This window comes from Streptomyces sp. NPDC058307, from assembly GCF_042880295.1.
In the GTDB taxonomy this organism is placed as follows: domain Bacteria; phylum Actinomycetota; class Actinomycetes; order Streptomycetales; family Streptomycetaceae; genus Streptomyces.
Genome location: NZ_JBHVYZ010000116.1, coordinates 1 through 12,418, shown reverse-complemented (window position 1 = coordinate 12,418; position 12,418 = coordinate 1). Strand labels below are relative to the sequence as shown.

Genomic DNA, 12,418 nt, shown 5'->3' with positions numbered 1-12,418 from the left:
AGGCCGCCCGGAAGCTCACGGTCCCGGGCGCCCTCGTCGTCGTATCGCTGCCGTAGCGCCTACGAATGCTGCCGCAGCAGCGTCCGCATCGTGCGCATCGCCACCGACAGGTTGGCCAGGTCGAAGGCGTCCGAGCCCTGGATCTCGTCCAGGGTGGTGCGCGCCCGGCTCAGGATCGGGGCGTTCTTCTCCTCCCAGGCCTTGAAGCGCTCCTCGGGAGTGGACGTGCCGTTGCCCACCGCCAGGACGTCGGCCGTCAGCGCCGAGTGGGCCGCGTAGAGGTCCTCGCGGATGGAGGCGCGGGCCATGGACTGCCAGCGGTCGGCGCGGGGCAGCTCGATGATGCGGTCCATGAGCTGGGTGATGTGGAGACGGTCGGCGAGGTCGTAGTACACCTCGGCGACGTCCATCGGGTCCCGGCCCATGCGGTCGGCCACCGAGACGATGTCCAGCGTCGGGAATGCCGAGGAGAACCCGGCCACGCGCGTGGCGAGTTCGTCCGGGACTCCGGCGCCGCTCAGCTCGTCGTAGATCTTCTGGTACCACTCCAGGTCGGCGCCCCGCAGCAGCTTCGGCAGCTGCGACCACACCTGCTCGACGCGGTCGCCGAAGAACTCGACGGTCTCGGCGAGCTGGAGCGGCTGCGGCCGGTTGTTGAGCAGCCAGCGCGTGCCGCGCTCGACCAGCCGGCGCGAGTGCAGCCGGATCCGGGTCTGTACGGCGGCCTCGACCTGGTTGTCGAGCGCCTCGACCCCGTCCCACACCACGCCGGAGCGGAAGATCGCGCGGGCCACGGTCTGCGCCCGGACGATCTCCTCCAGCGACGCGCCGGTCTCCTCGCGCAGGCGGTGCAGATAGGTCGTACCGCCCGTGTTGACCGTGTCGTTGACCAGGACGGTCGTGGTGATCTCGCGGTGCAGCGGGTGGTGGTCGATGTGCTCGGCGAACTTCTCGCGCAGCGCGGCCGGGAAGTACGTGTGCAGCAGGCCGTGCAGGTAGGGGTCGTCCGGGAGCGCGGTGTGCAGCAGCTCCTCGGCGACCGTGATCTTCGTGTACGCCAGCAGGACGGCCGTCTCCGGGCTGGTCAGGCCCTGTGCGGCGCCGAGGCGTTCGCGGATCTGGCGGTCGGTGGGCAGGAACTCCAGGGCCCGGTCGAGGTGGCCCTCGCGCACCAGGTGGCGCATGAAGCGCTGCTGGGCGTGGAGCATGTCCTTGGACTGGGCGAGCGCGTTGGCGATCGCGGTGTTCTGGGCGTAGTTGTTGCGCAGGACCAGGCGGCCGACCTCGTCGGTCATCTCGGCGAGCAGCTTGTTGCGCTGCTTGACGGTCATGTCGCCCTCGGCGACCAGGCCGTTGAGCAGGATCTTGATGTTCACCTCGTGGTCGGAGGTGTCCACGCCCGCGCTGTTGTCGATGGCGTCGGTGTTGATCTTTCCGCCGTTCAGCGCGAACTCGATCCGGCCGAGCTGGGTCAGCCCCAGGTTGCCGCCCTCGCCGACGACCCGCACGCGCAGGTCGGCGCCGTCGACGCGGATCGGGTCGTTGGCCTTGTCACCGACGTCCGCGTGGGTCTCGGTGGAGGCCTTCACGTAGGTGCCGATGCCGCCGTTCCACAGCAGGTCCACCGGCGCCTTGAGGATCGCCTTCATCAGGTCGGCCGGGGTCATCTTGGCGACCTTGTCCTCGATGCCGAGGGCCTCGCGGACGTGGGCGTTGACAGGGATGGACTTGGCGGTGCGGGGGAAGACGCCGCCGCCCGCGGAGATCAGCTCGGTGTTGTAGTCGGCCCAGCTGGAGCGCGGGAGTTCGAAGATACGGCGGCGCTCGGCGTAGGAGGTGGCCGCGTCGGGCTTCGGGTCGATGAAGATGTGCCGGTGGTCGAAGGCGGCGACCAGGCGGATGTGCTCGGACAGCAGCATGCCGTTGCCGAACACGTCACCGGACATGTCGCCGATGCCGACGACGGTGAAGTCCTCGGACTGGGTGTCGAGGGCCAGTTCGCGGAAGTGCCGCTTGACGGACTCCCAGGCGCCGCGGGCGGTGATGCCCATGCCCTTGTGGTCGTAGCCGGCCGAGCCGCCGGAGGCGAAGGCGTCGCCGAGCCAGAAGTTGTACGACTCCGCGACCCCGTTGGCGATGTCGGAGAACGTCGCCGTGCCCTTGTCGGCCGCGACCACCAGGTAGGTGTCGTCCTCGTCGTGCCTCACGACGTCCGCCGGGGGCACGACCTCGCCGGCCACCATGTTGTCGGTGATGTCGAGCAGCGCCGAGATGAACATCTTGTAGCTGGCGATGCCCTCGGCCAGCCACGCGTCCCGGTCGACGGACGGGTCGGGCAACTGCTTGGCGACGAAGCCGCCCTTGGCGCCGACCGGCACGATGACGGTGTTCTTCACCATCTGCGCCTTGACCAGGCCGAGGATCTCGGTGCGGAAGTCCTCACGCCGGTCGGACCAGCGCAGTCCGCCGCGCGCGACCTTGCCGAAGCGCAGGTGCACGCCTTCGACGCGCGGCGAGTACACCCAGATCTCGAACGCCGGACGCGGGGCCGGGAGGTCGGGGATGGCCTGCGGGTCGAACTTCATGGAGACGTAGTCGTGCGGCTTGCCGCCCGCGGCCTCCTGGAAGAAGTTGGTGCGCAGGGTCGCCTTGATGACGGTCAGGAAGGAGCGGAGAATCCTGTCCTCGTCCAGCGAGGCCACCTGGTCGAGGGCAGCGTCGAGCTCTTCCAGGAGGGCGTCCACGAGTTCGTGCCCGGCGCGCTGACGGTCCGGCGACATCCGCGCCTCGAACAGGGAGACGAGCAGCCGGGTGGTGTGGACGTTGTTGCGGAGGGTGTCCTCCATGTAGTCCTGGCTGAACGTCGAGCCCGCCTGGCGCAGGTACTTGGCGTACGCCCGCAGCACCATCGCCTGCCGCCAGCCCAGGCCGGCGCTCAGCACGAGGGCGTTGAAGCCGTCGTTCTCCGCCTTGCCGGTCCAGGTGGCGGCGAAGGCGTCCTGGAAGCGCTCGCGGCCGTCGTCGCCGAGGTAGTCGCCGGTGCCGTTCTGCGACTTGGGCATGCGCAGGCCGAAGTCGTAGATCCAGGCGATGCTGCGGTCCGAGCAGCGCAGTTCGTAGGGCCGCTCGTCCGTCACCTCGACGCCGAGCCGGCTGAGGACCGGCAGCACGGCGGACAGGGAGATGGCGTCGCCCTTGCGGTAGATCTTGAAGCGGCGCTCCTCGGGGGCGGCGCCCACCGGCTCGTACAGGCTGAGCGCGAAGTCGTTCTCCTCGCCGAGCCGCTCCAGGTGGACGAGGTCGGCGACCGCGGAGCGCGGGGTGTGGTCGGCCTTGTAGCCCTCGGGGAAGGCGTTGCCGTAGCGGCGCGACAGCTCGGCGGCGCGCTCCTCGCCGAGTTCGGCGTTGAGCGCCTCGGTCCAGCCGTCCGCCCAGGAGCGGGCGGCCTCGACCAGGCGGGCCTCGATGTGCTCCTTGTCGCTGTCGCTGAGCTGCGGCAGTTCGGTGCCCTGCGGCACGCGGACCACGAAGTGCAGCCGGGACAGGATCGACTCGGTGTTCCAGGCGGTGAAGTCGACGCTGATGCCGCCGAGTTCCTCCTTCAGGATGTCGATGATCCTGAGGCGGACGCCGGTGGTGTAGCGGTCGCGGGGCAGGTAGACGAGGGCCGAGTAGTAGCGGCCGTACTCGTCCTGGCGCAGGTACAGGCGCAGCCGCCGCCGCTCCTGGAGGTACAGGACGGAGGTGGCGATGGACTCCAGCTCGTCGGCCGGGGTCTGGAAGAGCTCGTCGCGCGGGTAGGTCTCCAGGATCTGGAGAAGGTCGCGGCCGTCGTGGCTGTTGGGCGAGAAACCCGCCCTTTCGAGCACCTCGTCCACCTTGCGCCGAATGACCGGAACCCGGCGCACCGACTCGGTGTAGGCGGCGGAGGAGAACAGCCCGAGGAAACGCCGCTCGCCGACGACGTTGCCGTCCGCGTCGAACTTCTTGACCCCGATGTAGTCGAGGTACGACGGCCGGTGCACCGTCGCCCGGCTGTTCGCCTTGGTCAGCACCAGCAGCTTGTGCTCACGTGCCTTCGCGCGCGCGTCGGCGGGCAGCCGCTCGAAGGACGGGCTGACCGGGTGGCCCTCCTCGCCGGCGTGGTGCGGGTCGGAACGCAGGATGCCGAGGCCGGTGCCGGGTACGGCCGCGAGGGAGTCGTCCGGCCTGAGCTGGTACTCGCGGTAGCCGAGGAAGGTGAAGTGGTCGTCGGCCAGCCAGCGCAGCAGCTCGCGGGCCTCGTCGATCTCCATGCCGCGCAGATCGGTGGCGACGGGCTCGGCGGGCAGTTCGTCGGCCATGCGCAGGGCCGTGTCCCGCATCTTCTCCCAGTCCTCGACGGCCTCCCGGACGTCGGACAGGACACGCAGCAGGTCGGCGGTGATCTGCTTCAGGTCGCCACGATCGGTCTCGCGGTCGATCTCGACGTGGATCCAGGACTCGGTGTGCGCGTCGTGCTGTGGGAAGTCACCGGCGGAGGGCGGGGCGGTGAGGATCTCGATCAGCCTGCCGGCGACGTCGCGGCGGACGGCGACCTGGGGGTGGATCACGACATGGATGCCGCGCCCCTGCCGGGTCAGCTCATTGGTGACGGAGTCGACGAGGAAGGGCATGTCGTCGGTGACGACCTCGACGACCGTGTGGGTGCACGTCCAGCCGTTCTCCTCCACCGTGGGCGTGTGCACCCGCACGTTGGCCGTGCCCTGCGGGCGCGTCTCGCCCAGCCGGAAGTGGGAGAGAGCGGCTCCGTAGACGTCGATCGGGTCCCGGCCGGCGAGGTCTTCGGGGGCCGTGTGCAGGTAGTAGCGCTGGAGGAACGCGAGCACGGTCTCGCTGTCCGGGGTGTCCGGGGTGCGGGGGGTGTCGTCGTCCGTCGTCCCAGTCGGTAGGTGCCCCCCGGCCGGGCTGTTCTCAGCTACCCGTGCAGCCCTCTCGAGCAGCTCGGCCTTGGCTTCGTCCAGCTTGGTCTGCATTGTCCTCTGACTCCTGTCGCGCGCCGTTGCGTGACGTAGAAGGAAGTACGGTCTCTTCCCCTGCGGCTCGACGCCACGGCCCGGGGTCTCCGGTCTGCTCCGACGCTATGCCGCAGGCTGAGATGAGCGGGGGTATATCGGCCATTGTCGACACGCCCGCCAGGTGTGACGCTGCTCTCTCCAGCGTCTGTGACGAGGGTGCACTCGGCGTCATGAGGGCCCCTACGGCCCCGTCCCGCCCGCGAGGATCAGCGGCCGCCGCCCGGCCACGGAGGTGTTCCGTGCGCACCGGGCGCGGGGCGGGGGCCACAGCGCCCCCGCGAACTATCGCGCTGATCACGCCACAAGGCTATCGCTCCCCACAGGGGGGCCGTCATGAGCCGTATGTGTACAAAACCGGGGGCGGAACTTTGACACTCTGCACAGTGCCCACCTTGCCTCCAGGCCATGATCTCCTCCCCTCCCCTTCGCACACCCTCTTGGCAAGCACGCCCCGCCGGTGCACTTTGCCGACATGACCGCAAAAATCCTCATCGTCACCGGTGACGCAGCAGAGTCACTGGAGGTCCTGTACCCCTACCAGCGCCTGCGCGAGGAGGGCTACGACGTCCATGTCGCGGCCCCCGCCCGCAAGACGCTCCGCTTCGTCGTCCACGACTTCGAACCGGGCTTCGACACCTACACCGAGAAGCCCGGCTACACCTGGCCCGCCGACCTGGCCTTCGCCGAGGTCGACGCCGGTCAGTACGCCGCTCTCGTCGTCCCCGGCGGCCGCGCCCCCGAGTACCTGCGCAACGACCCCGAGCTCCGCAAGATCCTCAAGTCCTTCTTCGACGCGGACAAGCCGGTCGCCCAGATCTGCCACGGCCCGCTGCTCACCGCCGCGATCGACGGCCTCCGCGGCCGCCGTGTCACGGCCTATCCGGCTCTGGAACCCGACATGCAGTCCGCCGGCGCGGCCTTCCAGGACGCCGAGGTGGTCGTCGACGGCACCCTGGTCTCCTCCCGCGCCTGGCCGGACCACTCGGCCTGGATGCGGGAGTTCTTGGGGGTGCTCAGGGCGAAGGCACCGGTGACCTGACCGACGGGGTACCGCATGTCACCGCGGTCGCGGAACCGGCGCGAAGGTCACGCCGCTATTCGCTCGGCCTCCGCGACCGCCTCCGCCAGGGTGTCCACCACGGGCACCCCCACGCTTTCGAGACTGGCCCGGCTGTGCGACCCCCCGGTGTAGAGCACAGCCCGCGCCCCCACCCGCATCGCGGCCACCGCGTCGTCCGCGGCGTCCCCGATCACCACGGTCCGAGCCGCCTCCACTCCCGCCAGCGCGGCGAGATGCCGCTCCATGTGCTCCGCCTTGCTCCCCCCGGACGGTCCCGTCCGCCCGTCCACCCGCAGGAAGTGCGCCTCGATCCCGAACCCGCGCACCAACGGCACCAGCTCGTCATGCACATACATGCTGAGGATCGACTGGCTGCGCCCGGCCGACCGCCACCCCGTGAGCAGCTCCACCGCCCCCTCGGTGAGCCCGCACCCCACCCGGTGCTCGGCGTAGTAGCGATGGAAGGTCTCGTCCATCAGCTCCCACTCCGCATCGGTGGGCAGCCGGCCGAGCAGCCGCTCGTAGAACTTCGGCACCGGCACGCAGTACAGCGCCCGGTACTGCTCCATCGTGATCGGCGCGAGCCCCAACTCGCCGAACGCCGCGTTCGTCGCCCCGATGATCGCGTCGTTGTCGTGGAACAGCGTGCCGTTCCAGTCCCAGACGATGTGCGCCCCTGTCAGCTTCCCCATGCCAAAAACGTACCCGCCCCCACTGACAATCAAGAGAACAGCAGGTCAAGGCGGGCAAAGCCGCGCCCCGGCACGGCGGACGACACGGCTCAGCCGCCCAGCCCCACCAAGTTCGGGATCTCCTGCGTCGCGTACCACAGCAGCTCGTGGTCCTCGGCCCCGTCCACGACGAACTGCGCGTCGTCGTCCCCGGCGTCCGCCGCCTCCAGCGCCTCCACGGCGGCGGTGACGTCCTGGACCGCGTCGTCCGAGTCGACGTGCACCGCGGCCGCCTTGGCCAGCCTCACCGTCCCGGCGACCCGCACCTCACCGAGGGCCGCGGGATCCAGCGCCCGGTCGGGATCGGCGACCGCCGCCCCGTCGGCCACGTCGACGGCAACCACGACCCGGCGCCGCACGGCCCCGGTGTCCGCGGCGAGCAGGCGCAGGGAGGCCAGCGCGGCCCGGTTCAGCGCCGCGTACTCCAGCTCCTCGATGTCGTCGGAGAGGTACCACTCGCGCAGGGCGGGCGTGACGGCGTAGGCGAGGAGCGGTCCGGCCCCCAGCTCACCCGTCTTGTACGCCTCGGCGAGACCGGAGAGGGTCAGGGGGACGTAGACGCGCATGACTGGCCGCTTTCGTGGTCGGAGAACATCATCGGAGGGGCTCCGCGAAGGCCTTCAGGATACGTGCGGGCGTCCCCTTTCGAGTCCCTGCCCAGGCCCCGGCAGGCGTCCACCCCGGGCCCGGAATTCACCCGCCCCGCCCCCGGGTTCACGGGCTTTCGCCCCCTCTCATCACCCTGATAGGTGAACATTCCAGGTGCGCGAACCCGGCCCACAGCTTCCTTGCGGCAGCGGTCCGCGGCCCCGTACAAGATCCCCAACCAGAAGTTACCGCCCGGTACTTTCCGGGCCCGCTGAAACGGGGATCCATGAACAAGGTCATGACCAGGGCCCAGCACCACCCCGGCACCCGCCCGCCGGCCCGCCACGACTCCCGCCGCCCGGGCGGCACTCCACCCCGCACACCCGGCGGCAGCACGCCCCGCACGGCCCCGGGCGACGGCCGCCCACCGAGCTCCCCCGGCACCGGCCCCCGCGCCCGCACGGGCCCCACGGACAGCCGCCCGCACGGCACCCCGGGTCCGATCGAGACGACGACCGGCGCTACGCGACGCGACGCCAGGTCTGGCTCTACGACGGCCAGCACACACGGCGCCACGGCCGGCACGACGACGGCCAGCACCGCGGCCGGAACGACGACGGTCAGCACACCCAGCACCGCGGCCGGAACGACGACGGTCAGCACGCCCAGCACCCCGGTCGGCACTCCGACCCCCGGAGCGGCGCGACGCAGCACCCCCCGGCGTCGTCCACTGGTCCCCCAGCCCCGCCCCACCGATCTCTTCGCCGACCTCCTCCTCGCCGTCCTGAGCGGTCAGCGCCCGGTCCACTCCATGCTCCGGCACACCGCGGGCCGCGCCTACGACGAGCTGGCCCGGCTCGCCGAGCGCGGTCCCCTGCGCACCCGCGGCACCCGCCCCGTCGTCCGGGACATCGGCTACTACGTCCCCCGTGAGGGCGCCGTGGAGGCCTTCGCCCGCATCGGCGCCGGCGACCAGCTACGCGCCATGGCCTTCCGTCTGGAACAGGGCAAGGACCTCCGCTGGCGCTGCACCGCGGTCGAACTGGGCGGCCCCCGGGCTCCCCGTCCGGACGGCGACTGACAGGCCCGGAGAGGCCCGCCGAGCCGATCCCTCACGCGTGGAAGGGCCGGCCACCCCGAGGTGACCGGCCCTTCCTACGCCACGGCGCCACAGGCACCGTTCGTTACATCCATCCGCCACGGCGCCCATCACGCCGTAAGGACGACTACTTCTTGCGCCGCCCCCGACCACGGGACTGCTTGCGCCGCTCCGCGCGCGTGAGGCCGTCGGCCTCGGAGCGCACGGGCTCGTCGTCGTCGGCGAACTCGCCCTCGATGACGCCGCCCTCGCCGTCCACCGTCGGCGCGGAGAAGTGCAGGTCCCGGCGCTGCGGGGCGTCGAGTCCCTTCGCGCGGATCTCGGGACGCGCGCCGGCCTGCGCCGGAACGGAGTCCTGCTTGGCCAGGGACGGCCTCTCGTCCTCGACCGGGACCTCCTCGACCTGCTGCTCGACCTGGACCTCCAGGTTGAACAGGTAGCCGACGGACTCCTCCTTGATGCCGTCCATCATGGCGGTGAACATGTCGAAGCCCTCGCGCTGGTACTCGACCAGCGGGTCCTTCTGAGCCATCGCGCGCAGGCCGATGCCCTCCTGGAGGTAGTCCATCTCGTAGAGGTGCTCGCGCCACTTGCGGTCCAGGACCGACAGCACGACCCGGCGCTCCAACTCACGCATGATCTCGGAGCCGAGCTGCGCCTCGCGCGCCTCGTACTGCTCGTGGATGTCGTCCTTGATGGACTCGGCGATGTACTCGGCGGTCAGACCCGCGCGGTCGCCGGCCGCCTCCTCCAGCTCCTCGACGGTGATCCTCACCGGGTAGAGCTGCTTGAACGCGCCCCACAGCCGGTCGAGGTCCCAGTCCTCCGCGAAGCCCTCGGCGGTCTCCGCCGCCACGTACGCGTCGATCGTGTCGTCCATGAAGTGCACGACCTGCTCCTGCAGGTCCTCGCCCTCCAGGACGCGGCGTCGCTCGCCGTAGATGACCTCGCGCTGGCGGTTGAGGACCTCGTCGTACTTCAGGACGTTCTTACGGGTCTCGAAGTTCTGCTGCTCGACCTGCGACTGCGCGGACGCGATCGCGCGCGTGACCATCTTGTTCTCGATCGGGACGTCGTCCGGGACGTTCGCCATCGACATCACGCGCTCGACCATCTGGGCCTTGAACAGCCGCATCAGGTCGTCGCCCAGGGAGAGGTAGAAGCGGGACTCGCCAGGGTCGCCCTGACGGCCGGAACGACCGCGCAGCTGGTTGTCGATACGGCGCGACTCGTGCCGCTCGGTACCGAGGACGTAGAGGCCGCCGAGCTCCTTGACCTCTTCGAACTCCGCCTTGACCGCCTTCTCTGCCTTCTCCAGGGCGGCCGGCAGAGCGGCGGCCCACTCCTCGATGTGCTCCTCGGGGTCGAGGCCGCGCTGGCGCAGCTCCGCCTCGGCGAGGTCCTCGGGGTTGCCGCCGAGCTTGATGTCGGTACCACGGCCTGCCATGTTGGTGGCGACGGTGACGGCGCCCTTGCGGCCGGCCTGGGCGACGATCGTCGCCTCACGGTCGTGCTGCTTGGCGTTCAGCACCTCGTGCTGGACGCCGCGCTTGCTGAGCTGCTGCGAGAGGTACTCGGACTTCTCGACCGACGTCGTGCCGACGAGGATCGGCTGGCCCTTCTCGTGCTTCTCGACGATGTCGTCGACGACCGCCTCGAACTTGGCGACCTCGGTGCGGTAGATCAGGTCCGACTGGTCCTTGCGGACCATGGGCCGGTTGGTCGGGATCGGGACGACGCCGAGCTTGTAGATCTGGTGGAACTCGGCGGCCTCGGTCATCGCCGTACCGGTCATGCCGCAGAGGCCCGGCTGTTCCTTGCCGTTGTGGTCGTGGCGCTTGTAGAGACGGAAGAAGTTCTGGAGGGTGATCGTGGCGAGGGTCTGGTTCTCGTCCTTGATGTCCACCCCTTCCTTCGCCTCGATCGCCTGGTGCATGCCCTCGTTGTAGCGGCGGCCGGCGAGGATACGGCCGGTGTGCTCGTCGACGATCATGACTTCGCCGTCCATGACGACGTAGTCCTTGTCCTTCTTGAAGAGCTCCTTCGCCTTGATGGCGTTGTTCAGGTAGCCCACCAGAGGGGTGTTCACCGACTCGTAGAGGTTGTCGATGCCCAGCCAGTCCTCGACCTTGGCGACACCGGACTCGTGGATCGCCACGGTGCGCTTCTTCTCGTCGACCTCGTAGTCGCCGGTCTCCTCGATGCCCTTGAGCGGGTTGCCGGCCTCGCCCTTCTTCAGGCGGGTGACCAGCTTGGCGAAGTCGCCGTACCACTTGGTCGCCTGGTCGGCCGGCCCGGAGATGATCAGCGGCGTACGGGCCTCGTCGACCAGGATGGAGTCGACCTCGTCGACGATGGCGAAGTTGTGGCCGCGCTGGACGAGTTCGTCCTTGGCCCACGCCATGTTGTCGCGCAGGTAGTCGAAGCCGAACTCGTTGTTCGTGCCGTACGTGATGTCACACGCGTACTGCTCGCGGCGCTGGGCCGGTGTCATGTTGGCAAGGATGCAACCGACGCTCAGACCCAGGAACTTGTGGACGCGGCCCATCATCTCGGAGTCGCGCTCGGCCAGGTAGTCGTTGACCGTGATCAGGTGGACGCCCTTGCCGGACAGCGCGTTCAGGTACGCGGGCAGGGTGCCGACGAGCGTCTTGCCCTCACCGGTCTTCATCTCGGCCACATAGCCGAGGTGGAGGGCGGCGCCGCCCATGATCTGCACGTCGTAGTGGCGCTGGCCCAGCGCGCGCTTGGCGGCCTCGCGCACGGTCGCGAACGCCTCGGGGAGCAGGTCGTCCAGGCTCTCACCGTCGGCGTACCGCTGCTTGTACTCCTCGGTGAGGGCCCGCAGCTCGGCGTCGGAGAGGTCGATGAAGTCCTCTTCGATGGAGTTGACCTGGTCCGCGATGCGGTGCAGCTTGCGCAGGATCTTGCCTTCGCCTGCACGCATGATCTTCGAGAGGACGGACACGGGGGTTGGTCTCCTTGCCGGTCGGGCCTGGGACGGTCGGTTTCCATTTCACTTACTGAGCAACGGCCATCGTATGCGAGGACCCCGCCGCGTCGGGAGGCCTGCCGTGTAGGCCGACTGTCAGCTCCTTCAAATCTGCTTCAAAGGGGACAACGGACGGGGAACGCCGATGGTGCCGCGCCCCGCTCACGAATTGCGCGAATTGTGATCACTCGCTCACGCACAGCAAAAGCGATGGCGCCAGCACCGAGCACCTGAGCAGAATCGGTCGATGGAACCCGTCACGCTGACCACGGACCGTCTCGTGCTGCGCCCGCCCGCCCCGCAGGACACCGAGACCGTCCTCGCGGCCGTGCAGGACCCCGACATCCTGCGGTGGACCACCATTCCCTCGCCCTACCTGGTCGAGCACGCCCAGAGCTTCACGGAGCAGCTGGCCCCGGCGGGCTGGGCGAACGGCACGATGTTCACCTGGGGCCTCTTCCTCGCCGAAGGGGAGGACCTGGTGGGCATGCTGGGTCTGACCATGCGCTCGCCGGGCACGGCCGAGATCGGCTACTGGGCCACCAAGGCACACCGCGGCAACGGCTATGTCACCGAGGCCGTCCGTGCCGCCTCCCGCTGGGCCTTCACCGAGCTGTCGATCGACCGTGTGGAGTGGCGTGCGGAAGTGGGCAACGAGCCCTCCCGCGCGGTGGCGGAGCGGGCCGGTTTCGTCATCGAGGGCGTACTGCGCTCCGCCCTGGCCCACCAGGGCGTTCGCCGGGACTGCTGGGTGGGCGCGCTGCTGCCCTCGGACCTGGGCCTGCCGTCGACGGTGCAGTACCTCCCCGCGCCCGGGTAGATCCGCGGATCAGCTCCCATTGATGCTCCTATTGCCTGTCAAGCGGCTTGGAGCCAGTCGCGGTAGGCGTG

At 69.6% G+C, this 12,418-nt stretch carries 7 protein-coding genes; 3 read left to right on the top strand and 4 right to left on the bottom strand.

Annotated features, from left to right (window positions below; all coding sequences use genetic code 11):
• Nucleotides 1-59: 59 nt before the first annotated feature.
• On the bottom strand, nt 60-5,015 hold the full coding sequence (locus ACFVYN_RS40245; protein ID WP_390007653.1) for an NAD-glutamate dehydrogenase: 4,956 nt from the start codon (nt 5,013-5,015) through the stop codon (nt 60-62).
• Between the two features lie 514 nt (nt 5,016-5,529).
• Here ACFVYN_RS40245 and ACFVYN_RS40240 point away from each other — a divergent pair.
• A complete protein-coding gene (locus tag ACFVYN_RS40240) occupies nt 5,530-6,096 on the top strand; it encodes a DJ-1/PfpI family protein (RefSeq protein ID WP_390007650.1) in 567 nt (188 codons plus the stop codon).
• Between the two features lie 47 nt (nt 6,097-6,143).
• Here ACFVYN_RS40240 and ACFVYN_RS40235 read toward each other — a convergent pair whose 3' ends face one another.
• The gene (locus ACFVYN_RS40235; protein ID WP_390007648.1) at nt 6,144-6,809 is read right to left on the bottom strand and encodes an HAD family hydrolase; all 666 of its coding nucleotides are present in this window, start codon (nt 6,807-6,809) and stop codon (nt 6,144-6,146) included.
• 89 nt (nt 6,810-6,898) lie between these two features.
• Nucleotides 6,899-7,414: a DUF6912 family protein gene (locus tag ACFVYN_RS40230; RefSeq protein ID WP_390007646.1), complete on the bottom strand. Its 516-nt coding sequence runs from the start codon at nt 7,412-7,414 to the stop codon at nt 6,899-6,901.
• A 308-nt stretch (nt 7,415-7,722) separates the two neighbouring features.
• Between ACFVYN_RS40230 and ACFVYN_RS40225 the strand changes: the two genes are divergently transcribed.
• Nucleotides 7,723-8,517, top strand: a complete 795-nt coding sequence (locus ACFVYN_RS40225) for an Rv3235 family protein (protein ID WP_390007644.1) — start codon at nt 7,723-7,725, stop codon at nt 8,515-8,517.
• A 145-nt stretch (nt 8,518-8,662) separates the two neighbouring features.
• On the opposite strand, the gene secA is transcribed toward ACFVYN_RS40225, so the two are convergent.
• Nucleotides 8,663-11,503, bottom strand: coding sequence for a preprotein translocase subunit SecA (gene secA / locus ACFVYN_RS40220; RefSeq protein ID WP_390007642.1), 2,841 nt, complete (start codon nt 11,501-11,503; stop codon nt 8,663-8,665).
• Between the two features lie 271 nt (nt 11,504-11,774).
• On the opposite strand from secA, the gene ACFVYN_RS40215 reads away from it, so the two are divergent.
• Complete coding sequence (locus tag ACFVYN_RS40215; RefSeq protein ID WP_390007640.1) at nt 11,775-12,347, top strand: GNAT family N-acetyltransferase; 573 nt, start codon at nt 11,775-11,777, stop codon at nt 12,345-12,347.
• Nucleotides 12,348-12,418: the final 71 nt, after the last annotated feature.

Excerpts from the sequence above, each read along its gene's own strand:
- ACFVYN_RS40225 (WP_390007644.1), top strand. The coding sequence starts at position 7,723 with ATGAACAAGGTCATGACCAGGGCCCAGCACCACCCCGGCACCCGCCCG.
- ACFVYN_RS40230 (WP_390007646.1), bottom strand. The coding sequence starts at position 7,414 with ATGCGCGTCTACGTCCCCCTGACCCTCTCCGGTCTCGCCGAGGCGTAC.
- ACFVYN_RS40240 (WP_390007650.1), top strand. The coding sequence starts at position 5,530 with ATGACCGCAAAAATCCTCATCGTCACCGGTGACGCAGCAGAGTCACTG.
- ACFVYN_RS40215 (WP_390007640.1), top strand. The coding sequence starts at position 11,775 with ATGGAACCCGTCACGCTGACCACGGACCGTCTCGTGCTGCGCCCGCCC.
- ACFVYN_RS40245 (WP_390007653.1), bottom strand. The coding sequence starts at position 5,015 with ATGCAGACCAAGCTGGACGAAGCCAAGGCCGAGCTGCTCGAGAGGGCT.
- ACFVYN_RS40235 (WP_390007648.1), bottom strand. The coding sequence starts at position 6,809 with ATGGGGAAGCTGACAGGGGCGCACATCGTCTGGGACTGGAACGGCACG.